At 52.8% G+C, this 25,146-nt stretch carries 21 protein-coding genes; 11 read left to right on the top strand and 10 right to left on the bottom strand.

Annotated elements, in window-relative coordinates; all coding sequences use genetic code 11:
• Positions 1–213 precede the first annotated feature (213 nt).
• The 4 genes from GOV90_RS17280 to GOV90_RS17265 all read right to left on the bottom strand — a co-directional run bounded on the left by GOV90_RS17280 (position 214) and on the right by GOV90_RS17265 (position 4,308).
• Positions 214–1,161, bottom strand: a complete 948-nt coding sequence (locus GOV90_RS17280) for a DMT family transporter (protein WP_254429090.1) — start codon at positions 1,159–1,161, stop codon at positions 214–216.
• Between the two features lie 288 nt (positions 1,162–1,449).
• The gene (locus GOV90_RS17275; protein WP_170463992.1) at positions 1,450–2,715 is read right to left on the bottom strand and encodes an NAD(P)/FAD-dependent oxidoreductase; all 1,266 of its coding nucleotides are present in this window, start codon (positions 2,713–2,715) and stop codon (positions 1,450–1,452) included.
• Between the two features lie 127 nt (positions 2,716–2,842).
• Positions 2,843–3,106 carry a hypothetical protein gene (locus tag GOV90_RS17270; RefSeq protein WP_256367988.1) on the bottom strand — a complete coding sequence of 88 codons (264 nt, stop codon included), beginning with the start codon at positions 3,104–3,106 and terminating at the stop codon, positions 2,843–2,845.
• Positions 3,103–4,308, bottom strand: coding sequence for an aromatic ring-hydroxylating dioxygenase subunit alpha (locus GOV90_RS17265; protein WP_170352661.1), 1,206 nt, complete (start codon positions 4,306–4,308; stop codon positions 3,103–3,105). Before GOV90_RS17265 ends, GOV90_RS17270 begins: the two co-directional genes overlap by 4 nt.
• A 466-nt stretch (positions 4,309–4,774) precedes the next feature.
• Here GOV90_RS17265 and GOV90_RS17260 point away from each other — a divergent pair, with 466 nt between their 5' ends.
• The 5 genes from GOV90_RS17260 (at position 4,775) to GOV90_RS17240 (ending at position 9,551) form a co-directional block, all read left to right on the top strand.
• Entirely contained in the window at positions 4,775–5,884 is a 1,110-nt protein-coding gene (locus GOV90_RS17260; protein ID WP_170352662.1) for an extracellular solute-binding protein, read from the top strand.
• Between the two features lie 88 nt (positions 5,885–5,972).
• Positions 5,973–7,115, top strand: coding sequence for an ABC transporter ATP-binding protein (locus tag GOV90_RS17255; RefSeq protein ID WP_170352663.1), 1,143 nt, complete (start codon positions 5,973–5,975; stop codon positions 7,113–7,115).
• 65 nt (positions 7,116–7,180) lie between these two features.
• A complete protein-coding gene (locus GOV90_RS17250) occupies positions 7,181–8,074 on the top strand; it encodes an ABC transporter permease subunit (RefSeq protein WP_217350786.1) in 894 nt (297 codons plus the stop codon).
• A complete protein-coding gene (locus tag GOV90_RS17245) occupies positions 8,075–8,917 on the top strand; it encodes an ABC transporter permease subunit (protein WP_170352665.1) in 843 nt (280 codons plus the stop codon). It abuts the gene before it with no gap.
• Position 8,918: 1 nt separating this feature from the next.
• Entirely contained in the window at positions 8,919–9,551 is a 633-nt protein-coding gene (locus tag GOV90_RS17240; protein WP_171096782.1) for a TetR/AcrR family transcriptional regulator, read from the top strand.
• Between the two features lie 24 nt (positions 9,552–9,575).
• On the opposite strand, the gene GOV90_RS17235 is transcribed toward GOV90_RS17240, so the two are convergent.
• Positions 9,576–12,035 (bottom strand): FAD-dependent oxidoreductase, encoded by a 2,460-nt coding sequence (locus tag GOV90_RS17235; protein ID WP_171096781.1) that lies wholly within the window; start codon positions 12,033–12,035, stop codon positions 9,576–9,578.
• A gap of 186 nt (positions 12,036–12,221) precedes the next feature.
• Here GOV90_RS17235 and GOV90_RS17230 point away from each other — a divergent pair, with 186 nt between their 5' ends.
• Complete coding sequence (locus tag GOV90_RS17230; RefSeq protein ID WP_170463981.1) at positions 12,222–13,001, top strand: class I SAM-dependent methyltransferase; 780 nt, start codon at positions 12,222–12,224, stop codon at positions 12,999–13,001.
• Between the two features lie 33 nt (positions 13,002–13,034).
• Here GOV90_RS17230 and GOV90_RS17225 read toward each other — a convergent pair whose 3' ends face one another.
• The 4 genes from GOV90_RS17225 to GOV90_RS17210 are packed head-to-tail and all read right to left on the bottom strand — an operon-like array spanning position 13,035 to position 18,835.
• Positions 13,035–14,414: an aminotransferase gene (locus GOV90_RS17225; RefSeq protein WP_170556619.1), complete on the bottom strand. Its 1,380-nt coding sequence runs from the start codon at positions 14,412–14,414 to the stop codon at positions 13,035–13,037.
• A gap of 13 nt (positions 14,415–14,427) precedes the next feature.
• Positions 14,428–15,603 (bottom strand): aminomethyltransferase family protein, encoded by a 1,176-nt coding sequence (locus tag GOV90_RS17220; protein WP_170463977.1) that lies wholly within the window; start codon positions 15,601–15,603, stop codon positions 14,428–14,430.
• Positions 15,600–17,132, bottom strand: coding sequence for an NAD(P)/FAD-dependent oxidoreductase (locus tag GOV90_RS17215; RefSeq protein ID WP_171096780.1), 1,533 nt, complete (start codon positions 17,130–17,132; stop codon positions 15,600–15,602). Before GOV90_RS17215 ends, GOV90_RS17220 begins: the two co-directional genes overlap by 4 nt.
• Positions 17,129–18,835 carry an NAD(P)/FAD-dependent oxidoreductase gene (locus tag GOV90_RS17210; protein WP_254429089.1) on the bottom strand — a complete coding sequence of 569 codons (1,707 nt, stop codon included), beginning with the start codon at positions 18,833–18,835 and terminating at the stop codon, positions 17,129–17,131. The genes GOV90_RS17215 and GOV90_RS17210 overlap by 4 nt, the downstream gene beginning before the upstream one ends.
• A gap of 70 nt (positions 18,836–18,905) precedes the next feature.
• Between GOV90_RS17210 and GOV90_RS17205 the strand changes: the two genes are divergently transcribed.
• A complete protein-coding gene (locus GOV90_RS17205) occupies positions 18,906–19,544 on the top strand; it encodes a TetR family transcriptional regulator C-terminal domain-containing protein (protein ID WP_170494734.1) in 639 nt (212 codons plus the stop codon).
• 319 nt (positions 19,545–19,863) lie between these two features.
• Here the strand turns inward: GOV90_RS17205 and GOV90_RS17200 are convergent, their stop codons facing one another.
• Positions 19,864–21,156: an FAD-binding oxidoreductase gene (locus GOV90_RS17200; RefSeq protein WP_170747559.1), complete on the bottom strand. Its 1,293-nt coding sequence runs from the start codon at positions 21,154–21,156 to the stop codon at positions 19,864–19,866.
• Between the two features lie 77 nt (positions 21,157–21,233).
• Between GOV90_RS17200 and GOV90_RS17195 the strand changes: the two genes are divergently transcribed.
• The 4 genes from GOV90_RS17195 (at position 21,234) to GOV90_RS17180 (ending at position 25,054) form a co-directional block, all read left to right on the top strand.
• Complete coding sequence (locus tag GOV90_RS17195) at positions 21,234–21,563, top strand: DUF6614 family protein (RefSeq protein WP_171096778.1); 330 nt, start codon at positions 21,234–21,236, stop codon at positions 21,561–21,563.
• Between the two features lie 235 nt (positions 21,564–21,798).
• Positions 21,799–22,404 carry a TetR family transcriptional regulator C-terminal domain-containing protein gene (locus GOV90_RS17190; protein WP_256367987.1) on the top strand — a complete coding sequence of 202 codons (606 nt, stop codon included), beginning with the start codon at positions 21,799–21,801 and terminating at the stop codon, positions 22,402–22,404.
• 75 nt (positions 22,405–22,479) lie between these two features.
• Positions 22,480–24,546, top strand: a complete 2,067-nt coding sequence (locus GOV90_RS17185) for an FAD-dependent oxidoreductase (protein WP_170463994.1) — start codon at positions 22,480–22,482, stop codon at positions 24,544–24,546.
• 55 nt (positions 24,547–24,601) lie between these two features.
• A complete protein-coding gene (locus GOV90_RS17180) occupies positions 24,602–25,054 on the top strand; it encodes a GNAT family N-acetyltransferase (protein ID WP_170353132.1) in 453 nt (150 codons plus the stop codon).
• The last annotated feature ends 92 nt before the right edge of the window (positions 25,055–25,146 follow it).

Raw genomic sequence — 25,146 nt, 5'->3', positions numbered from 1 at the left:
ATGAGACTGGTTCGAATTCGTCTGACAGCAACTTTTTGTTGGTTAGCTACTTTCATCGAAGCACGTGAGATAATGTCAATTTGCTATAACACTGAAGTATGTGGGTGCTTAGCGTTAAAGTTTTCGCTCCCTTAGCGAATGGCAGCTTCGAAGGGATGCGTCGCAGCATCACCAACAGGCAGCCAACAGCAGCTTAGGGCCGGGCGTGTAGCCTTAGATTGGAGGCACGGCACGCACGGCGACCAACTGTCTGGCCGCCACCCTTTCACGATGTATCATATACAGCCCCGCACCGATGATGATGGCAATGCCAAGCAGACTAAGCGTGTTCGGGAAGTCATTGAAGACAAGATAGCCGAACAAGGTCGCGACCGGCAGCTCAAAATACTGCAGCGGTGCCAGCGTGACGGAAGGCGCAAAAGACAGCGCATAGGTCATCATCATGTGGCTCACCGTCGCGAAAAAGCCAGCGCCTAAAAGCCACAATAACGCGATGTCTGTCGGCCAAACGGGATCAAACAAATCAGAGCCGGAACCTTGCGCAACAAATAGTGCTGGAATGCAAAACAGGCTGGCGATCAGGCCGGTGTGAAATTGCAGGGTCACAGGGTGCACCCGACGCGACAACCCCCGGGTCAAAAGAATGTAGAAAGCGAAGGCAACTGCTGTGCCAAGCGGAATAATGGCAACCGCGCCGAAAGCTGCGAAACTGGGCTGGATGACGAACAACACCCCGACAAACCCCACAAGCGCCGCGCCGACGCGACGCGGGCCGACATCTTCACCAAAATAGAACTTACCAACCAACAAGACGATGAACGGGGCCACGAACACGATTGCCAGCGCATCGGCAAGGGGCATCACTCGGATTGCGGCAATGAAGCAAAATGTTGCGAACACCAGCAGCAATGAGCGGAAAATCAGCACCATCACCTGACCTTTCGCCACGTGCAACGACAGTCCCATTATCCAGATGAAGGGCGCCATTAGCGCGCATTGCACCACAAACCGCGCAGCCGTAATCTGCCCAACCGGCACACTGGTCGACGCGAGTTTCGCAGACACGTCCAGCAAAGGAGCGGTTAGGCAAAACCCCAGCATCAGCGCAACGCCGACAAGGGTGCGATCCGGAGATTGAGGTATGGGTTCAGCAGAAGTCATCGTTTCATTTAGAGATGTCGCCAAATGCGTGTCTGTTCTCAATACGACGACAGGCAAAAGTCCGGCAATCCAAGAGTTCGAGTTGAATTAGATATAGCGCTCGTGGCGAATGTCTCCTCTGAAGGGCCGCACAGCCGCATCAGGTGGCCCGGCCAAAGGGCAGCTAGCTTACCCTGAACTGGTCGCGGAGCATGCGAAAGATGAACTTGGCCTTGTGACTTATAGTCAAAGGTTCATTCGAAATTCTAAGACTGTTCCACTTGCTGGAGCAAGTTGATCGCCAGGTGTTCAGCGTAGCTGCGCCAACACATCTTCCGCGGCCCTTAATCCTTCTAGGTGGGCTCCGCTGACCGAGCATTGTTGGTTAGGATGTGTAGCTTCACCGGCGAAGTGCACCCGCTCAGCATGAGACTGGCGTAAGACAGCGCGTTTGTTGTGGCCTCCCGGCTTGGCTCCAGCGTAAGAACCACGCACATAGGGTTCATTTCGCCAAGCGGTAGCGTGGCCTTTGATGAAGGCTTTTCTGACTGTTGTGCCGAAAAAGCCAACCAATGTTTCGAGCGCGTGCTCTATGGCGCTTTCAGGCCCCGCGTCCTGCAAAAGTCTGGAAAAGCTTCCAGAACTTTCAAAGCTGGTAAGGCCGGTGTTTGAGATGTTGCAAAGAAAACCGCCTCCGCGGGCTACCCCGTTGGCGTCGGGTTCTAAGTGGTACGTCAACCAAGTATCGGGTTGCACTGGCAAAGCTCCGGAGCGGAAAAGGAGGCCAGCGTGATTGTAGTCTCCCATAGTGATGAGCTCGAGCGCTGAGCGTCGGTCGGATTCTAGCGGGGGATCAAAGTGGATGATGTCTTCGGCTAGGACGCCGACGGAAACTGTAACAATTACGGTTCGAGCTTTGATCTTGCCAGTGGCCGTAGTTATCTGCACCCCTTCAGTGAGAGATTTTATTTCTGTGACCGGAGTGGCCAATTTAATTGGCAGCCCCTTTGCAGTGCATGCAATTAGGTGTCCGAAGCCTTCGCGACAAAACCAATCGTCTCCGCCCTCCCAGGCACTGATGTCTCGCAGAGATGTATCCGGCAAATCTCTGGCAATCGACAAGGCAAATGTCATCGCTGCCGTGAACGACCAATGCCCTTTGTTCTGCCAAATGTCTGCCAAGGACCGGTCTGTTGGAATTCCGGTACTTGCTTCAATTTCTGCATCGATGCGCGCCGCTTCAGTGATCGCGCTATGAAGCTCGTCGACTTCGTCCCACAGAACAGCGTCATCCTCCAAGCCATATGTCACCGCGTTGTCTGGGGCTGCATAGAGATCAAGGCCGAGTGCGAGACCTGGAGCTTTCAGAGCGTTTGCATGTTCGGTGTGCATCCAGTGCGCACCCATGTCGAACGGGACGCCAAAGATTTCCGTGTCCGTGTGTGTGCGCCCCCCGACGCGGTTGGATGCCTCGATGCAGACTACTGAGAGTCCCGCGGATTTGAGAGCGTGAGTAGCTGCAATTCCTGCTGCTCCGGCGCCAACGACAACGACGTCAAAGTCGTGAACTTTCAATGCTTTCGCTCCAGAAATGAGATTGGCATGAGAGATGGTTTTCGGAGTGGGTTTGCGCTTTCCTTACATTTTGAGAATTTACAAGGATTTGAGTTATCCAAGGATTTTGTCGTTTGCGCGGAAGCAGTCATTGATTGGTTCTTGAGTTTAGATTGCAAACGAATTCTGGAATTGAAACGCCCTCGTATCCAGCCAGATCGAGCGGATCTTCCGTGTCAAGCTTGCTGCATCTTCGGTAGATTTCCAGCATCTCGGCAGAAAGCTCGCCGCTCTTAAAAAAATACATCGCGGCAGCATATCTTGTGGCGCCAGAGCCAGGTTTTCCGATGGCTGTTACCAGGAACTGCGTTTGAGCTTCTGCTTCCTCCACTTTGAATATACCTTTAGTCACGATTTCGGCTCAGCGGACATCGCATCATTCAACGCGGCAACTTCATCTTCTCCAGGCGCTGATTCAGAGTTGTAGATTGGCAGAATGTTCCTGAGATGGTCATGATGAGAGCGCACGCCGTACTCGAGATCAGAAAGATAGAAGCCTTCAAACGCCTCCGAAGCCATGGCTTCATTGGACCATATCGTGAGCTGAATATCTTCTTCCACTGTCTCTCGATCAATCCGGGCGGCAAGGTAGCGTGCCGCTCTTTGTTGGCGGTCTTCGTTCGGGTTTCGGTATGTCGCGCTCCGTAGAATGGATTTATCCGTCGTGATCGGAAACTCTTGATAAAAGAGGGTCGTCTCAGGTGTGACGGCTATGACCGCATTTGGAAAAATGCCGTAGTAAAGCCAAGTTTTGTGCAAGTGTTCTGGCAGGTGAGGCTGTGGTTTAGTGAATTTCTTGTAGTTGCGAACGGCCCACCTCCGGCCCTTTGTCGGAGTGAATTTTCCGTCAGAACGTGAGATACCATCGACATATGGTTCGTCTGAATAGGTCGAGCCATACAGATCCTGAAGGGCAGGGTGCGCGAGCGGGACATGATACCCTTCGTTGTCGACATCTCTGATCGATTTCCAGTTTACAGGAGTCTCCTCGGTCCAGATTCCGTCCGTCGGGACATGTTCGGCCATTTTGTAGGCAGAGACTTCCTGTTCAATCGGGGCTAGCAGTTCGGCTACTGATGGCTGGGGTCCAGGTTTGAATCGGACGAAGACAAAACCCTGCCAGATTTCCATTTCAATCTCTTTCAGGCCAAACTCGTGCTTGTCTAGATCGGGGAACGACTCCGGACGGGCGGCGCCGCGTAGCGTTCCATCAAGATTGTAAACCCAGCCGTGAAATGGGCAGACTAGAGCGTTTGCACATTTTCCTTGCTCTTTCGAGACCAGCCGAGAACCGCGGTGACGACAAACGTTTAGAAACGCGCGGATGTCCGAGTTGCTGTCCTTCAAGATCAGGGCGCGCTCACCGCACATGTCAAAACATAGAAAATTACCGGGTTCCGGAACATCCGAAACATGGCACGCGATTTGCCAATGCGTTTTGAAAAGTTCGCTCTTCTCAAGTTCAAGAAGGGCATTGCTGTGATAGCACCAACCGGGCAACCCGCGACGGTCCCAATTGGTAGGAATTTCTGTGTTTCTTACTTCGTCGCGCATCGGAACAACCCGCATAGTTTTGGTTTGGTCAGTTTGGGTCTCAGATGGGGACAGTATCCAGGAGTGAAAATTTGGCCTTGCTGGATCCGCCACTCTTCGACTGAGTGTAGGTGTCGCTTAAATTGACTTGCTCGTCAACTTTTTCTGACTGAATGATCATTCAGAAATGTGCTGCTAGTCACGCCTGTGAGGTTTCCTTGGTCGATGGGTTTCGATTTACCTGCTCAAATCAGGTGCAAAACCAGTGATACGTAGAGATATGATCAAAATTCATTCAGCCAAGCTTGACAGTGCAGATTTCAGCGGACTACCGTTCTGAATGACCAGTCAGATAAAAACATAGCGACTTGGGGGAATGGGGTGCTTGGTGATCGCGCCCGCAACGCAGGCGCGATCATTCGAGAAGACAGACTAGCAAACAAGGCAAGACAAATTCAGCCACCACTCAGGGAGAGGAAGCGAAGTTATGAACTCAATCAGGAAAATCGCCGGAATTACAGTTATAGCAGCAACTACTACTGCAGTTTCGGGATCGGCTTACGCGCAAGAGCGTGTGTTGAAGGTTACGAATTGGGGAGAATACATCGCTGAAGACACAATCGAGAACTTCGAAAAAGAATACGGTATCAAGGTGATCTATGATCCGTATGACTCTGCCGAAGCAATTGATGCCAAGCTACTCGCGGGAAACAGCGGATATGATGTGGTTAGTCATGCCGGCAGTGATACGGCTCGTCTGATTAAGGCGGGAATTGTTGCACCGTTGGATATGTCGAAGCTGGACAATATCAAGCACATCGACCCGGCAATCATGGAGCAGTTGTCAAGTGAATGGGATCCAGGCAACCAACACTTCATTCCTTATATGTGGGGAACGCACGGCGTCACATACAACGAAGAATTGGTGAAAGAGACGTATCCAGATGCCCCCATAGGCTCGATGGATATGGTTTTCGATCCTGTTCACATGAAAGAGCTGTCCAAGTGTGGAGTTTCATTCCTGGATTCCCCGGGCGACATCATTCCGATGGCTTTAGCGCATATGGGCCTGGATGCGAACTCCACAAACAAGGAAGACTATGAGAAGGTTGGGGAGATGTTGGCGGAAATCAGGCCATACATCAAAACCTTCGATAACTATGCTTATCAACGGATGCCTCAGAAAGAGTTCTGTGTCTCAACCACATGGGGCCCTGACGGTCTCCTTGCCATGTCTGGCGCAGCGGAAGCCGACACTGGTGTAGTGCTAGACTTCTTCCTGCCCGAAGGTGATCGTACAGCGCAGCTGTGGATTGATGGTTGGCTGATCCCGGAAGACGCCGCGAACAAAGAAGACGCTCATCTTTTCCTGAACTATATGATGCGCCCCGAGGTTGCGGCCAATGATAGTAACTTCACCTGGTATGCGACCGCCAACCTGACGGCCAAGCCCATGGTTGATGAGGCTGTAACCTCCAGCCCAGCCGCGTTCCCAACATCGGATCAGGTTGCCAAGATGTACACGACTGCCGTTCTTCCTCCCAAGGTCGAGCGCTTGCAGACACGTACCTGGACTGACTTTAAGGCCGGAAACTAAATCCACTCACACTGGCAAATGAAGTAGCGGACCAGACCGGTTCGCTACTGCATCCCCAGATCCCGACTGGCAGACTAAGAGGCCCAAATTGACTGTTTCCACGGCTGTCAGCCCAGAACCATGGCTCGATCAAAAAGAACAGGAACCTCTGGTCAAAATCAGAGGCGTAACCAAAAAATACGGTGCAGTGACTGCTGTCGATAACGTTGATCTGGATATCTACAAAGGAGAGTTATTCTGCCTTTTAGGCGGATCTGGATGTGGAAAGTCGACACTACTTCGAATGCTTGCTGGGTTTGAGGATTTGAACAGTGGTACAATCACTATCGACGGAGTCGATATGGCCGATGTGCCAGCTTACGAACGTCCGACAAATATGATGTTCCAAAGCTATGCGCTGTTTCCGCATATGACCGTCGAAAAAAACGTGGCTTTCGGGTTGGAGCAAGACCATGTCCCCAAGCTAGACATTGCGGACAGAGTTCACGACATCCTCAAGCTTGTTGAGTTGGAAGATTTCAAAAAGAGAAAACCTAAACAATTGTCCGGTGGGCAACGCCAGCGTGTTGCATTGGCGCGGGCCTTGGTCAAACGTCCCAAGTTGCTGCTCCTGGATGAACCTTTGGCTGCTCTGGACAAAAAACTGCGTAAGCAAACGCAGTTTGAGCTTGCCAACATTCAGGACAAGGTCGGCGTCACGTTCATCGTCGTGACTCACGATCAGGAAGAAGCAATGACCCTGTCTTCGCGAATGGCCGTTATGGACGCGGGTCGCTTCAAACAGATTGGAACTCCGACAGAGATCTACGAGTTTCCAGAATCCCGCTTTGTGGCTGACTTTATCGGATCAGCAAATATTTTTGAGGGCAGGGTGACCGAGGATGGGGTCGACCATGTTCGGGTCGAAACCGAGTTCTGCGAAGTTTATATTGATCACGGTCATTCTGTTAAGGCTGGCAGCAAGATTTGGGTTGCGCTGAGGCCCGAGAAAATTCGACTTGAGAAATCTGATACAATTGCTGAGGGCGCGAACCAGACAGCGGCCGTTATCGACGATGTTGGGTATTTGGGAGAGACATCGATCTACAAGGTAAGGCTTCCCAATGGCGAAATCTTCGACGTCACTCAGCCCAACCAGTCACGTCCGACGCATGCTGCGCAGCGATTAACCTGGGAAGACAAGGTAAATATCAGCTGGGATCCGTCTAGCGCCATGTTGCTCCACTCATGACGGATTTCACCGAGGATATGTTCGAACCGCCGCAGGTTGAACGACAACCCATGATCCGTTTAGTGATGCGGCGTATCCATAGCAGATGGCGTCAGATCGTCACCGTCATACCGTTCTTCTGGTTGCTTGTATTCTTTCTGGCACCGTTCTTCATTGTCGCCAAGATAAGCTTAGCTGAACTGGCGATTGCGAGCCCGCCATTCACAAGTTTAATTGAGTGGACAGGTGACGGGATCATAACAATCCGCCTGGTCTTCGACAATTTTGTCTACATCTGGGAAGACAGCCTGTACTTTGACACTTACGTAAATTCACTCAAGATTTCAGTAACGTGTACGTTCTTGTGCCTCTTGTTTGGCTACCCTATTGCCTATGCAATTGTACGATCGGGGCCGGTTGCGAAGCCGCTCTTGTTGTTTGCAATCATTCTTCCGTTTTGGACGTCTTTCTTGTTGCGGGTCTATTCGTGGATGGGCCTGCTTGCGGATCAAGGCACGATCAACAACCTTCTGATAGCGCTGGGGGTGATCGATGAGCCGATCCGCATGCTTTACACGGAATTCGCCGTCTATATCGGGATCGTCTACACCTATATGCCGTTCATGATCCTGCCGCTGTACGCGAATATGGAGAAGCTGGACAACAGCCTGAACGAGGCGGCCGCCGACCTTGGTTCCAAACCAACGAACACTTTCTTCAAAATCACATTGCCTCTGACGATGCCTGGAATTGTCGCTGGTTCACTGCTGGTCTTTATCCCTGCGACCGGCGAGTACGTTATCCCCGATCTGTTAGGTGGCGGCAACGTGCAGATGATTGGGCGGGTTCTCTACAATGAGTTCTCTAGAAACAGCGATTGGCCAGTGGCCGCCGCAGTTGCGATTGTTCTGCTGTTCATACTGGTGCTGCCAATCATGGTTTTCCAGCACTACCAAGGCAAAGCAGCGGAGGAGCAATAGATGTACGCCAAACGCTCCCGTTTCTTAACCATCATGCTGACCTTGGGACTGGCATTCTTTTACATCCCAATGATCCTGTTGGTTATTTACTCATTCAACTACTCCAAGCTGGTACCGGTTTGGGGTGGATGGTCGTTGCGCTGGTACAAAGAGCTTTTTCAATCTGCGGAAGTCTGGAGCGCTGTTTCACTCAGTCTTCAGATTGCCGTTGTCAACGCTACTTTTGCCACGGCGCTTGGCACCTTGGCAGGTCTGGCTATGGTGCGCTTTGGACGGTTCAAGGGGCGGACCTTGTTCGGTGGCATGTTGGTCGCGCCCTTGGTGATGCCCGAGGTGATAACCGGATTGTCCTTGCTGGTTTTCTTCATCTCGCTGAACCAGCTGATCGGATGGCCTGCTGAGCGCGGCTTTGCGACGATTACGATCGCGCATATTACCTTTTCCATGGCCTATGTGGCGGTAACAATTCAGGCACGCTTAACCGGTGTGGGGCAAACACTGGAAGAAGCCGCCGCCGATCTTGGCGCAAAACCGTTCAAAGTTCTGACGGCCATAACGATCCCACAGCTGACGCCGGCACTAATTTCGGGATGGTTGCTGGCCTTCACGCTGTCTCTCGATGACTTGGTCATAGCAAGTTTTGTTACCGGCCCAGGCGCAAATACCTTGCCAATTTTGATCTTTTCGCGCATTCGACTGGGCCTCAGGCCGGACATCAACGCGCTAGCAACCATCATGATTCTTGTGATCGCTATCTGTGTCGCTATCGCAGCAATAATTATGTTCCGGCAACAGAGAGCGGATTTGTTGGACAGGCAAATGGCTGAACGAGAGGAGAGTTAAATTGGAGACGCATGAGCTTCAGAAAAAACGACGCACCGAACCTCCCGAAGTTCGTCGCTTACAGTTGATCATGGCCGCCATAGACTCGATCTCGAAACGCGGGTTTTCTGACACGACGCTTAAACACGTGACAGAAACAGCCAATCTGTCCCATGGCGTGGTGAATTATCACTTCGACAGTAAGGAAGCTTTGTATGACGCCGCGCTGGGTTTCCTTGCACAAGAACACTATGAAAATTGGCTCAAATACTATGAGGCTGCGGAACCTAAAGCCGCACATCGGCTGGCTGCGATTGTTCGAGCGGACTTTGACAAGAGCATTTGTACCCACAAGCGGTTGGCCGTCTGGTTTGCCTTCTGGGGGCAAGCGAAGTATCGGCCTAATTACTTGAAGATTCATAATAAATATGACAACGAAAGATATGATAGAATTTTGCACCTATGTGGTGAATTGATTGCCGACGGCGGCTACGACGATCTTGATCCAGAAAAAACAGCTCGGGCCGTAGAGGCGATGTCAGACGGGGCCTGGCTAAGTTTGATGTTGTATCCAAAAGTGGCTGATCGTCGGGAATTCAGGGATGTTTGCATGCTTTCGCTGTCGCGGTTCTTCCCAAAACACTTTCCAGTCTGAGCGAAAGCATCGAACAATATGGCTTCAGCGCTTTATTTTGTGCATGCCGGGGTCATAGAGCGGCTTTAACGAGGCTGCCGCGTCGTATTTCTCGTCTGCGATTTCGATCTGCCAATGCCCAGTTGCGACTATGTCCGCGGTCAACGGTTCGTCAATCTCGGCGAAACCAATGCCGACGGCAGCGCCGAGCGTGTGCCCATATCCGCCAACTTGAATATATCCGACTTCATTGCCGTTTAGATAAATCATCTCATTGCCGTACATGAGAGGCTCTGGGTCTTTTAGCAGGAACTGCAACATCCGGTTGTTGGGCGTGCCTTTCGCCTTGATCGTGGCGAGTGCTTCCCTGCCGATGAAGCCACCGGGTTTGTCCAATTTGACGGCAAAACCAAGCCCGGCCTCAATTGGGTTGTCCGTGTTGTCCACGTCAATTCCGAAATCACGATAAGCCTTCTCTAGCCGTAGGGAGTTGAGAGTTTGCATTCCAGCATTGCGAACACCCAGATCTCGACCTGCTTCCATAATCAGATCGTAGGTCTGAATGGCCTGAGTGGCCGGTACGTGAAGTTCCCAGCCGAGTTCGCCAATAAACGTCACGCGATAGGCCATAACTACGGCGTACCCGATGTCGATTTCACGCGCCGTCATGAAGGGAAAACCTTCGTCCGACAAATCAGCTCCGGATATTCTGCTCAATAGTTCACGCGACTTTGGGCCGTGAACGTTGATTTGGCAGCGCCCTGCGGTGATGTCTGTTATAACAACGTTCTCGTTGTCCAGGACGTGCCGTCGCATGCGCATCTCGGTATGACCCGTCGAGTTTTCTCCCACGATGACCCAGTATTTCCGATCGGATAGCCGGGTAACCGTAAGGTCTGCCTCAAACCCACCCCGTTCATTTACCCAGGCCGTGTAGACGACGCGACCGGGTTCAACATCAACGTCATTGCAGGAAAGGCGAGAGAGGAGGGCGCAGGCATCCGGTCCTTCGACGCTGAAACACGCCATTGATGTCATGTCCATTACGATGACATCCTCGCGTGCTGCCCGGTGTTCTTCAGCGTGCCATTCAAACCAATTTTGGCGATGCCAACTGTATTTCTCGACTTTGGCCTCTTCGGGCGTCGGAGCAAACCAATCAGGTTGTTCCCAACCATTTCCTTCGCCGAAAAAGGCTCCGGCCGCTTTGAGACGGTCATAGAGCATTGAACGCTTAACGTTCCTGGCCGTTTTGTAGTTCTCATTGTGGTAGTGCTGACCAAAGAGCTTTCCCAGCAACTCAGGTGTTCTGTCGCGTCGAAAGGCCGGTGTCGCCATTTCACGGGAAAAGCGATTGACGTTGATGCCGGTAACATCGATGGGCGGCAAGCCGTCCACCATCCAATGGGCCAAAACCATTCCCGTACCCGCGCCATTCAGGATGCCAAGTGAGTTCATCCCACATGCAACCCAGAGATTGCGCAGTTCAGGCGTCGGGCCAACAAGCGGCGCAAGATCAGGCGTAAAGCTCTCAGGGCCGCAGAATAGTTTTTTGACACCGTAGTTCATGGTGTCAGGCACGCGCGAATAGGCTTTCTCCAGGTCGGGCCCAACACGTTCCCAATCTGGTTCAATCTCTCCGAATTGCCATTCATCCGGGATACCATCGAGCTTCCAAGCCGCAGCGCCGGGCTCAAAAAGCCCTAACATCATCCCGCCGACTTCTTCACGGTAATAAGTGTAGGTGGAAGGGTCTTCGAGAACGGGTAGATCGCGAGGTAGGCCCGGGATACTTTCCGTTATCAGGTAGTAGTGTTCAGCCGCCTGGAGCGGTAGATTTACACCGTGTTTTGCACCAAGTTGGCGAGACCACATGCCTCCGCAGATCACAACGTTTTCGGCTGTTATAGTATGACCGTTCGCAGTGCGGACCCCGGTCGCAGTGCCGTTCCTGGCTAAAATCTCTTCAACCCGCACACCTTCAAAGAAACGTGCGCCTCTGTTTTTGGCTCCCTTGGTCAGAGACATTGTCACGTCCACCGGGTTGGCCCGACCGTCCTCCGGAATGAGGAACGCTCCAACGACGTCTGAGAGGTCCCCTATAGGGAACATATCCTGCGCTTCTTTTACTGAGACTTCGTGGTTGTTTATCCCAAAACGCCGCATGAAGGCTGCGACGCGACGCATCTCATGCAGGCGTTCTTCATTGGTTGCAATCTGCAGATATCCAACGTCGCGGAAACCTGTGGATATACCGGTTTCCTTCTCTAGTTTCGCATAAAGGTCTCGACCGTGCGTGTAGATAGCGCACTCAGCTTCGGATTTGAGAAGGCCGGCTACTATCAGGCCGGCGGCATGCCAAGTGGTCCCTGATGTCAGTTGTCCCTGTTCCAGAACGACAACATCGGTATGGCCAAGCTTAGTCAAGTGATAGGCCGTGTTCGCGCCGATCGACCCCCCACCAATAATCACGGTTTGGGCATGCGTCGGTAGGGTGTCAGCCATTGCGAGAAAATCCTTTTAGGCGTTCTTTTCTCCGAATACCAGCCAAATCACTTGCCGTCTACTGACTGAATGATCATTCAATTATAGCTGAATCTATGACCTGCGATTTCGCGATAAAGCTTGTCTGAGATGAGAGAAAAGGTTTCACTGCAGTGACTGACTGACAATCAGATGCGGGGGAATCCTATGTCAGACGAGATCCTATATGACCAACAGGCAATCAGCTTTCTGGAGGAGCTCTGGGGAGAGGGGTTTCTTTCACCGGGAGGCCCTGAAGAAGTTGCGCGTGTTGTTAAAGGGATTGATCTGAAAGATAAGCATATCCTTGATATCGGATGCGGATCTGGGGCCATTGCAGTGTTGATGGCACGGGAGTTCGGCGCCGCTAGAGTTACGGGGATTGATGTAGAGGCCCCGGTTTGCGCGGCTGCGAAAGAGCGAGTTGGGCAGGCGGATCTGGAGAGAAAGGTCGATATCAAACAGGTCACTCCAGGTCCAATGCCATTCGAAGATGGTACTTTTGACGTAGTGTTTTCGAAGGACTCGATCATCCATATCACCGACAAAGTAGCGATGGCTGCGGAAGCTTATCGTGTGCTTAAACCAGGCGGTTATTTCGCTGCTTCTGACTGGCTGACCAATCATGATGGTGAGATGTCACCGGAAATGGCGCACTACGTAAAGATGGAAGCCTTGGAGTTTCAGATGGCGTCGCCCTCTAAGTACCGAGCTGCTATGGAGCTGGCTGGCTTTGAAGACGTAGAGTTAGTCAACCGCAACGCTTGGTATGCTCAGGTATCAGCTGATGAGCTGGAGGAATTGACCGGGCCAAACCGAGCCGACTGGGAAGCTCGTCATGGTGAGGAGTTTATTGAACATCAGATCGAGATCTGGGACGCTATGCAGCCAGTGTTGAAAACCGGAGAGCATTGCCCGCATCACATCCGTGGTCGGAAACCTGCCTGATCTGACTGGAACTTTGAATGGACGCGATGACCGTTATGCGTCGTAGTCCTTGCTGACCTGCGCCATACCAGCTTCCATGATGTCGAACATTTCGTCTATCTGCGACGGAGTTATGATCAGAGGGGGCGAGAACACGGCCATGTTTCCAAATGGTCGCAAGAGGAGTCCCATCTCCTCGCACGCATCGTCCAGTTTCTGTCCAAACTTCACATGCGCTTCGTAACTCTCGACGTTCAGTCCAGGGCGACATTCTATGCACCCGAGGAGCCCGTCACCGCGCACATCCCCAACTATCGGAAACTTCTCCTTTATTTGATTTAGGCGGTCCTGGAAATGCGGTGTGACGCGTTGAACGTGTCCTAGAATGTCCTCGCGCTCCATGATTTCAATATTCTTAATGGCAGCCGCGCAGCTCACAGGGTGCCCGGAGTATGTGTAGCCGTTGTAGAAAACATCGTCGCCCGGTGCGTCTGAAATGCGTTTCATTACTGCGTCCGAGATTATGCAGGCACCTAACGGCAGATAGCCCGAGGTTAAACCTTTTGCGCAGGTAATAATGTCAGGGACGATGCCAAAGACGTCTTCTGAGGCGAACCAGTGTCCCAACCTACCAAAGCCGGTTACGACTTCATCCGAAATGTACAGAATGTCGTTTGCCCGGCAAATTTCGAGCGTGCGCTTGTGATAACCCGGAGGTGGAACGATCACGCCACCGGAACACAGGATCGGTTCCGCGATAAAGGCGGCAACACGGTCGGCGCCTACGTCAGCAATCAGGCTCTCAAGGTCAGCAACTTTGGCGTCGCACCATACATCAACTGTTATGCCTTCTGGCCGGTGGTAGGGATTCACGTCGGGCAGAAAACGCACCAGATCCTGAGCTTTTTCAAAGCTTGTTTCGAAACGTTCTTTTCCAGTGACAGTCGCGGCGAGAAAGGTTGATCCGTGGTAGCCTTTTTCCCGGCCGATCACGATCCTCTTCTCCGGTCGGCCAAGCCGATTGTTCATGAAAAGTGCGGTCCGCAGTGCGGTGTCAACGGCGGTAGACCCACCGGTCGTGAAGTGCACCGTGTTCAGATCGCCTGGTGTACGTTCCGCGATCATTCGCGCCAGAACGGCCGCGGGTTCGGTCGTAAACGACCACGGCGACGCATAGGGCATCTTCATAACCTGTTGGGAAATGGTATCGGCCATCTCTTGACGCCCGTATCCGATCTGTGTGCACCACATTCCGCCAGGGCCATCAATATATCGCTTCCCGGCAGCATCCCAGAGATAGATACCATCCGCTGTATTTACCCGCATGTACTCGTCGGACCCAAAGCCGTCGGTTCCGGCCCAAGGATGTAGGTGATGGTCGCGATCCCAAGCGACAAGGTCGCCGTCGGTTGGTGTATTATCCAGGGTGTTCACGTCTGCTTCTCCTTTAGGTGCGGGCCGGTGGCGTAGCTCGTGCGCGGGGCGGTGCGAAAAAGGCTTTGGTGACAGGAGTGAGGCGCGCCATCCTGGTGCGCCATTTGCCTTCTTGCAGAGTGTAAATCTCGGCCTTTAAGCCAGATGACCGGCCAGCATCCGGCATACGGACATGGGCCAACGCAATGCTGCGCTTGGCGGTCGGTGACCATATCCCGGATGTTATGTGCCCAACTTCTTTTTTGCGTCGATTGTAGATCAACGACCCTTCCGAGGGTTTGAATCCTTCGACATCGAAACGTAGGAGGAGGCTTCTTGGATTCTCTCGCTTGGACAGCAGCTCTCGCCGGCCATTGAAATGTCCTTTGTTGAAATCGACTAGCCGACCCAGACCAAGTTCGAAGGGTGTTTGGCCTCGGTGCAACCGTTCGGTCGCATGAACCGGTTGAAAATCCACACCTGCGGTCAGAAAACCGGCTTCGATGCGGGCCAAGTTTACAGCTTCGTATCCAATGGCGCGGAGTCCCTGATGTGTGCCACCTTTCCAAATTCTGTCCCAAAGCGCTTCTGCCTTGTCCCAGTCGCACCAGAGCTCGTAACCTAAGTCACCAGTAAAACCCGTCCGCGAGATCATGAGACTGTGTTCAATTTGAGCGAGATCGAATGGCTTCAGCTTGCTGACATCTAAACCAGCGGCTTCCAAAACTGCATAAGAGGTCGGCCCTTGCAGCGAAAGTCCAGCAACACTGTGAGTTTCGTCGACGACTGAAACGTCAAAACCCCATGCAGCGTCGAGTAGCCATGTCAGCATTTGTTCCTGACAACAAAGGCGCCAATCGTTGTCGCCAAGATGGAAAAGAGTCCCGTCATCGATGACCATACCCTCTTCATCACACCAGACCGCGTACCCCACGCGACCAACGCTGATTTTTCGGACGTCCCGTGTCACGAGGCGATTGAGCATCGCGGTCGTGTCCGGCCCGGTCAATCGGTACTTGTGCATTGGTGAGATATCAAACAAAGAGGCCTGATTTCGCAGCGCGAAGTACTCGAACTCGACACTGTCCAGCACACCCGGGGCAGCATAACCGGCCCAATCGTACCAATTTTGTGCGCGATTTTGCTCTTCGAGTTTTTTGTGAAATGGCCCGGGTATCAAACCGAGTTTTGGATCGGTAAAGATGCTCATGGCTGAGCCTCCAGCGCCGCCAGGGCCGCATTGCGACCAGCGAGGCCCATGACGTCGCCACCGGGATGCGTTGCTGCACCGCATTGGAACAGCCCTTTCGGCCCCATGGAGTATCTGGACATCCCGTTCGTGGGCCGAAGTGTCAGGAGCTGGTCCAAAGACATTTCTGCATGGTGCCAGTGCCCGCCGGGCGCTCCGGTTGCGCTTTCGATTTTATCCGGTGTTATGACCTGCTTACCTGCAATTTGATCACCCAAGCCGGGCAGGGCGCGGCTAAGAGTTTCGACTGCAATTTCCGCAAGCTGTTCCTTTGCAGTCTCAGTCCAGCCGCCTTCAAGGTCAGATGGCGCATATTGCACTATGGTTGACAGCCAGCTTGCCCCGTCGGCTGTCTGCATTTTGAAAGCTTCAATCACAGGTGCTTTGGACATTTGACCATACTTAGCCGGATTGAACGCAGCTTCGACGTATTCCACAGAAGGAGCATAGATCAGACGTTCGTGTGCCAATTCGTCACTCAGGCTGGGCAGGGCGGAGCTATCCTTGAGCCGTAGATTGACCTTAGCCGTTGTTCCACGCGCCCGTATATTTCGCACTCGCCGCATCGTTTCGATGTCAAAGGCAGAGGGACCGGTCATTCGGTTTGTTAGTTTCGGGGCAAGGCTGCTGAGCACATTAGGCGCGGCAATGGTTCGTCCATCGGTGGTTTCCACTCCGGAGACTGCATCGTTGTCCAACAGAATGCGGGATACTTCAGTGTCCGGCATCAGCAGGCAACCTGCCTTTTGCGCAGCTTCCACCATCAAATAGGTTAACGCGCACATCCCGCCTGCTGGTTGAGTGATGGTCCCTCCGTGACCCAAACGATAGATCAGATTGAACACAGTGCCCGGAGATCTTGGACCAGTGGCTGTCCCCCAGATTGCATCAGCAGCAAGCATTCCAGCCACCGGTCCTTCCGACAGGTCATCTAGGATAATGTCGTGGACATTAGATAAGACGACCTGCAGGAAACGCCGCATTTCAGATTTGCCCAGCTTTTTCAGGCCTATGCCCAGTTTCGCCAGGCGCAAGAACTCGTTGAGCGCACCCCGGGAAAGGATGGCCTTTTGCCCCCCGGGAGGTGGAGCCTCGGCGAGTTGGCGCAAAAGGTCTCCATATGTAATCAGCTGGCGTGTCAGATCAGACCAGGCATCTGATTCCCGGTGTTTTGTCCCGTCGCTCCAATACACGCCGTCGTTCTTGAAGACGATGTGCCGCCCATCCTCAGACAGAGAGACCGTGGAGACGGGTTTGCTGGACAGGACAGGGTGTTGAATATCTATGCCGATGTCACCCAATGCCCGCGGGCTCAGGTTGTATAGCGAATGTGCAAGGGTCGGACCGCCGTCCACAGAATAAGACGCCATGCCGCCGAACCTGTCGGATTTCTCAATGATACAGACATTCTTGCCGCGTCGACCAAGGAGTGTTCCGGCAATCAGGCCGTTTACACCGCCGCCAATGACAATCGCATCAAATTGGCTCATGCGGCATACCCCTTCATTCGGCCATGCCGTGTTTCTTTCCTGAGAATAGCGCGGGCAGCGTTTGCACCTGGGGCCCCCATAACCCCACCGCCGGGATGGGCGGACGACCCGCACAGATAAAGCCCCTTGATGGGTAAATTGTACTGCGACCAACCCGGGACGGGCCGATTGAAGAAAAGCTGATCAAAAGTTAGTTCGCCTTGGAAAATGTTGCCCTCTGTCAGACCGACCTCGCGCTCAATTTCCAATGGTGAACGAACTTCCATATGAACAACGCGCTCGCGAATGTCGGGACACGCCACAGACATCTGGTCGAGTACAGTTTCTGCCATCGCGTTGCGCTGTTTGTCGTCCCAATTCTCGGCAGATCTAACGCCGTCGACTACTAAGTCATAAGGCGCATATTGGACGAAAACCGTCATCATGTGGGCACCTGTCGGCGCCATAGTCGGATCAATCTGGCTTGGGATGAGCATGTCGATATAAGGCTTTTCCGACCAGCGTCCGACTTTCCAATCATCATAGGCCTTTTCAAGTTCAAAGAGGCTCTGCGACACATGTAAATCACCCCTGAGGAAGCTGGTGTGCTCGGGTGCTGCAGGGAAATTTGGAAAGCGGTCAAGCGCAATATTGAGCTTTGCCGAGGACCCCCGAATTTTGAAGTTTCGCACCGCCTTGGTGAAATCATCCGGCAACTCGGCCATATCTAAATGGTGCAGAATTGTGCGTTTGATATCCATATTGGAGGCAACGACAGGGGCATGAAAAACCTTGCCGTCCTCCAAAGCTACGCCTTCAACGCGTCCGTCTTTGCTGAGGATTTTCTCAATCCCCGAACCTGTGTGGATAGTGCCGCCGTGATCCTTGAAAGAGGCAGCAATGGCATTCGAAATTGCACCCATCCCTCCACGCGCGAAGCCCCATGCTCCGATGCCGCCGTCAATGTCACCCATGTAGTGGTGCAGCAGCACATATGCCGTTCCGGGTGAGTACACTCCGAGGCCGGTGCCGATAATGCCTGAGCCTGCCAAATGGGCCTTAATCAAGTCGTTTTCGAAATGCTCATCCAGAAAGTCACCAATGGACATTGTCCAGAATTTCAGCGTTTCACCAAGCTCCCGACTGCCCAAACCATGTGCTTTTTTTACGAGGTACGCCAGTTCGCCGAGATCGCGCGGATGGAGAGAAGCGGGGTCCGGTGCGTCCCGAAGTAAAAACGGACGGATAAAACGGCATTGCCGCATGATGGCTCGCGAATAGCGGCGATAGGCGTCGGCATCTTTTGCGGAATGACGTGCCATCTCACGCTTCAGTGCGTTGTGATCGGAATAGTAGGCGAAGTAATCCACATCGCGCGTAAAGCTCGCGCCGCCTTCATACGGAATTACCTGAAGTCCGTATTTTGGTAGCTCAAGGTCCCTGGCAATCTCGCGCCGCAAAAGAGAGCAAACGTATGAGCAATTCGAGTATGTCCAGCCCTCGTGTAGCGACCGGCTGACTGCGGCGCCACCGATCCAGTCGTTCTTTTCGACCACCAAAACACGCATGCCAGCGCGCGCCAAATAGGCTGCAGCGGTTAATCCGTTGTGACCAGCGCCGGCCACAATCACATCGTATCTGTTCTCAACCGTCAAATTTCTCCATCCCCTTCTCTCCCGTTTACAGATCGGGTGCGCGTTCGTAAAGTTTATTTGAGCGCTCAAATAAATTTCAAGCTATTGACGCATCTTTTTTGCGCGCTGTAGATGGCTGCATTCGTAGGAGGAGCGACAATTGGTCGAAGCTGAGCGGAAACGTCCTCGCAAAGAGAGGAAGGAGAACGCAGATCGTCGTCGCCGGCAGCTGCTGGACGCAGCTTGCCGCTCAATATTGACCCATGGATTGGCAAAAACGACGCTTGCAACAGTCGCGTCTGAGGCAGAGCTTTCTCAGGGTGTTGCGGCATTTTATTTCAAATCAAAGCTAGGTCTTCTGACCGAAACTTTGCGTGACCTGTACCAGCGTTACGAGGAGCACTGGACAGCTTCTTTAGAGCGAGCAGGGGACAAGCCCGCCGAAAAGATAAGGGCTTTGATAAAAGCTGACTTCCACCCTGATGCGTGTGGTCCGGATGTCTTACCCCTTTGGTATGCATTCTGGGGCGAGCTTCGATTTCAACTGCAGTATGATGAAGTTGCCGAGCATTTTGAGACACGTCGAAGAGAGACCTTGAGGTTGATCTGGAAAGAATTGCTCTCAGCAGACGACGTTACTTCAGCAGATCAAATGGCTGAATGGATGGAGACATTAACGGATGGCTATTGGCAACGATTGCATCTCGCTCCGGAAGGCCTGAGCCGAAAGCAGGCGGAGCAAGCTGCCTGGGGATGCCTTGTTCGTTTGGTTCCAGAATTACTTGGAGATACGGCTTAGTCAATTTCGACTGAAAGGCCCAGCAATATGACGCGAGTGCGGATATCGCAGCAGCCTCGGCCATCCTGGGGTGCGATCTTAAAAGAGGCGCGTTACCTTGCGCGGCTTGCTCTTCCGATAGTCATTTCTCTTGCTGCTGCTGCTTTGATTGGTGTCGTTGACACAGTGATGGTGGCCCCGTTGGGCACACTTCCTCTGGCGGCGGTCTCAATTACGGCCTCGGTGCTGATCATTTTCTATTCAGCGCTCTACGGCCGCTATCGCGTTGACCTATCGCTTCTTTTCCCAAAACCGCTAGGCGGCGCTGTTTGCGGGCCTTCTAAAGGCCCAACTTGTCTAAGAGTTTCAGGCGCAGGATTTCTGCTTCGACCAGAGTCTCTTTCGCGAAGGAAAAAGGCAGTGGTCTGAGAGGGGTGACAGGAAATTCCAGCTCGTCTGATTTGGTTCCAGTCGCCCATTTGGCGAGGACGCGCCCCATTGCCGTGGCGATGGCAACGCCGCGCCCATTGTATCCCAAACCTGTCACAATCCCTGGTGCGAGCTCATGCAGATGCGGATAGTGATCTTTAGTCAAAGCAACAAAGCCGCCCCACTCGTATTCCCACTGAACTCCAGATAATTGGGGGAAAAGTTCAACAGAAATGCGTTTCAACCGCTCAATTTGTTTGAGAGTGGACTTGTCGTTGTAGGTACCGCGTCCTCCCATAAGAAAGCGACCTTCCGCGTCTTGCCTGAAGTACAGAAGCAGGCGTCGTGCGTCTGACAAAGCGTTGCCTTCTGGCAGAATTGACTGGCGGACATTGTCGGACAGGGGCGCCGTAGCGACTTGGACCGAGCGAACGGGCAAAACGGATTTAGCCAAGCGCGGATGCAGATCTCCAGAATAGGCGTTCGTACAGATCAGCACTTTTTCTGAGATAACCGCTCCTTTGGGGGTTTCAATCCGAAAGCGACCGGCCTCTGACAAAATCTGCTTGGCAGGCGTTCCACCGAAAATTTGCACGCCATTGCGGCGACCTGATTCGGCCAGCCCAAGTGCATAGTTTAACGGGTGCAAAACACCGCCGCGGCGATCCAGAACGCCGCCAAGGTAAGCTTCGGTCCCGGTCAGTCGCTGCATTTCGCTTTGATCAAGCGATACCATACCCCCGCCGTGGTTGTCCCAATCCTCGGCTAGTTTGTGTAGTTCACTGAGTGTTTTTTTACTATGCGCCGCGCGCAGCCAGCCAGGACGATTTGCGTCGCACTCAATCCCGTGCCGAGTTATTAAGTCAAACACAAGATCGGCGGCGTCACCGGCCATTCGGATCATTCTGGTTCCCCAGATGTCACCAAATTTGGTTTTGATGCCCGTCGGCCCGTCCTTTAGGCCTACATTGATTTGACCGCCATTACGTCCAGAAGCTCCCCAGCCCGGATGATGCGCATCGATGACAACAGCTTTGACGCCTTTCTCGGCCAGGTGAAGTGCTGCCGAAAGCCCGGTAAACCCGGCGCCAATCACGGTCACGTCAGAGTGCTGTTCGCCAACCAATTGTGGACATTCTGACGAATAGCCTGCTGTTGCTGACCACAGGCTATTTGCAATGACTGGGTTTTCGTTTCGGATCATCTAGTGGCCTCGCGCTTGCCTTGTGGGGGGAACTACGTAGGTTTGGCTCGTGATACTTGCCGGATATTATGTGACGAATGCCCAGACTTTTGAACCAATTCGAATTGAAACCAACCGTCGAGCTCGATGCATTCGAGCAGGCGTGGAACGCGTTTGTCGAACACTTGATCAAGACGGACCTTGCCGCCGAGGGTACGCCTTTGTGCAGGCGCATCCCCGCAAGTGGTTACGATACCGACGAGCTGCGCAACCATACGCTTATGGCTGTTGTAGAGTTCAGGGATCAATCGCAGGCAGACGCGGCTTGGGCCGCCATTAAAGGCCGCGTTGAGCCTTTGGGGGCTTTGCATCGTAGAGTTATTTCTTTGGTGCACGATCCGGTTTTCACTTTTTGGTCGGAACTCTAGATCTGCGATTGCGTACGTCCGGATGTTTTCACATCATTTTCTCTTTTCCATTGAATGATCGTTCAATCAATGGCATCTATCGCTTAGATGTCAATCGTCCACACGCTGAGTGAGAACGGCTGTTGGGGGCAGGCAAGACAAAAGAAGTGCTTAGTAGATGGGATGCATTTTGGTGAGACAATCGCCAATCGAAAAAACAAACCCTGAGGGACGGCGTCGTACCGAGTCCAAGGAGGTGAGGAGACAACAACTCATCGATGCGACAATCGACTCGATTGCCGAAAACGGGATTGGTGGAACGACCATGTCCACAGTGACCGAGATTGCAGGTTTGTCATTGGGCATCGTCAACTTCCACTTCAAAAGTAAGCAGAACTTGCTGGAAGAAACGTTGCTGTTTCTAGCAAAGGAGCACCACAAACAGTGGTTGGAAGCCTTTGACAATGCAGGATTGTCAGCGCCTGAAAAATTGTTGGCGATCGTCGATGCGCACTTTTACCCTCAGATTTGCACGCCAAAAAAGCTAGCTGTTTGGTTTGCGTTTTTTGGAGAGGCAGGACGGCGCGAAGTCTATCGCAGTCTGATCAATGACATCGATCAGGAGCGGTACGACGTAGCACTGAGACTGTGTTCAGAGATTGCTGAAGACGGTGGATACAAGGACATGCCGCCAAGGCAAGTCGTCAATATTCTGGAATCTCTGTACGACGGAATCTGGTTGGAGCTTTTGACCTATCCCGAGAACTTTCAACGTTCGGTTGCCCGGGATCACATTGCCGCCTTTCTTGCCAAGGTCTACCCAGATCACTTTCGAATGCCCGCGTTCAAAAACGGTGGTTGAAACAGAGCGGCTTTCAAACCGGACACTCCAGACAAGATCAGCCAGCGCATGGCGCAGCCAACCAGGGATCAAAAAATGGATAGGGACCCTCGCTACGATATCCTTTTCGAACCGGTTCAAATCGGGCCAGTTACTGCGCCAAATCGGTTCTATCAGGTGCCGCACTGTACAGGTATGGGTTGGCAATATCCGCGTACTCTTGCTGCAATGCGAAAAGTGAAGGCGCAAGGGGGGTGGGGCGTCATATGCACAGAGTATAACTCGATCCACCCGTCGTCTGATGACCTACCGCATCCTTATGCTTCGCTTTGGGATGAAAGTGATGTTCGGGCGCACACACTTATGACCGATGCCGTACACGAATACGGTAGCCTGGCAGGTGCTGAGCTTTGGTACGGAGGCGCCAACTCGAACAACTTGTTTTCCCGGTTGCCGAGCATGGACGTCGACAGCCGTCCCAATACGAAAGGGCACCCTTTTCAGACCCGTGCAATGGACAAGCAGGACATCCGGGATCTACGCCGCTGGCATCGAAAGGCCGCATTGAGGGCACGGGACGCTGGATTTGACGTTGTCTATGTCTATGCAACGCACGGATACCTGATCTCGAATTTTTTGCATCCGCGCGTGAATACGCGCGGTGACGAATATGGTGGCAACTTAGAAAATAGGGTGCGTCTCACCCGAGAATTGATTCAGGAAACCAAGGACGCCGTTGGCGACCGGTGCGCCGTGGCCGTTCGGTTCTCGGCTGACGAAGAGATCGGCGAGGATGGCCAGCCAATCTATGGTGAGCGACGAGAGATGTTTGAGATGCTCTCCGATCTTCCGGATTTGTGGGATATCAACATCGCAGATTACTCGGTTGAGATGGGTGTCTCCCGTTTTACTAAAGAAGCTGCTCTTGAACCCTATATGCATTGGGTCAAGTCCGTGACGGATAAGCCCGTCGTGACCGTTGGTCGCTTCACGTCACCTGATACCATGGTCTCGCAAGTCAGGCGGGGGATTACGGATTTCATTGGGGCTGCACGCCCCTCAATCGCTGATCCTTACCTTCCAAAGAAGATCGAAGAAGGACGCTTGTCCGCGATCCGCGAGTGTATCGGATGCAATGTTTGTTACGCCAGTGACTCGATAGGGGTACCTATTCGATGCACTCAGAACCCAACAATGGGAGAGGAGTGGCGCAAAGGCTGGCACCCTGAAATCATTCGTAAGAAATCCTCAGATGCGCGCGTCTTGATTGTCGGGGCAGGCGCTGCCGGACTGGAAGCGGCACGGGCACTTGGCGTGCGTGGGTATGATGTCCAATTGGCGGAAGCTACTCGTGAGTTGGGTGGCAGGGTCTCGCGCGAAGCGGCTCTGCCTGGAATGAGCGAGTACATTCGCGTCAAAGATTATCGCGAGCAGCAATTGATGGAGATGCCCAACGTTGAAATCTACCGTGAAAGCCCGCTGACAGTTGACGATATCTTGGCCGTCGATGCTGACCACGTTGCGATCGCAACCGGCGCGACTTGGCGAAAAGAGTATTTTGACGAAGAACGTTTCGCCCCGGTCGCAAAAGGGTCAGCCTTAGGTCGGGTCTTTACTCCCGATGACATCATGGATGGGAATCTTCCCATTGGACCAACGCTCGTTTTTGATGGTGATGGCTACTACATGGCCAGTGTTGTTGCTGAAAAAATCAGAACGCAGGGACATGCCGTCACGCTGGTCACACCGTTTGACAGTGTTTCTGACTGGGCAAGAAATACGTCCGAACGTTGGCGCATCAGAACGCATTTGCTTCGCTTAGGGGTCGAGGTCCTGCCGTCAAAGTCGCTTAAGCAATTTGATGGCGAAATCGCAGAGTTGGAGTGCGCCTATGGCGGTCCAAATGTGAATGTTCCGGTTGCCAACATAGTGATGGTTACTGCTCGGAAGCCAAATGATGGTCTCTACAGGGGATTACTGGGGCGGGCGAGTTCCGAGGATTTGCCGTTCAGCCTTCGTCGCATAGGAGATTGCGACGCTCCGGCGATAATTGCGGCAGCGGTTTATTCAGGCCATCGATACGCGCAGGAATTGGACGAAGCAGTGGATGAGGACATTCCACTTAGACATGATCGTCTGGATGTCCGGCAGCAGCCGATTTGACTGCGCTGGACGAACTCGGTTGTACGCACTCAAGGGAACGCAGGAGAAATCACCCATGCCGGAAGGCTTAATCATCCGTCCGCTTGAATTGAAAGACAACGAAGAGTGGCGGCGCTTATGGACGGCATACTTGGATTTCTACGAGACCTCTGTCTCAGAAGAAGTCTACGAGGTTTCGTTCAACAGATTGTTGTCAACAGATGCAGGTGAATACAATTGCCTCATCGCTGAGTTAGAAGGGAAACCGGTTGGACTAGCGCACTACCTTTACCATAGGTTCATGTGGTCGGTGGAGGATACCTGTTATTTGATGGATCTCTTCGCTGATCAGCAGGTTAGAGGAAAAGGTGTTGGTCGAGCTCTAATCGAAACTGTCTTCCAGATCGCCAAGCAGGACGGTGTTCCGACCACCTACTGGACAACTCAAGAATTTAATTATCCCGGTCGAGTTCTGTACGACAAAGTCGCTAAGAGAACGCCATTTATAGTTTATGAAAAAGATGAATAATTGGTAGCGACTTGCCAGGAAAACTCGTCTTAGCGCTGGTCTTGTCAGAAGAACTTGTCTTGAGGCAGGCAGGACGGTTGCGTAGCTTTTGC

This window comes from Ruegeria sp. HKCCA5929, assembly GCF_013034525.1.
Taxonomy (GTDB): Bacteria; Pseudomonadota; Alphaproteobacteria; order Rhodobacterales; family Rhodobacteraceae; genus Ruegeria.
Note: the sequence above shows the minus strand (reverse complement) of the source record. Positions and strands in the feature narration are given on the sequence as shown.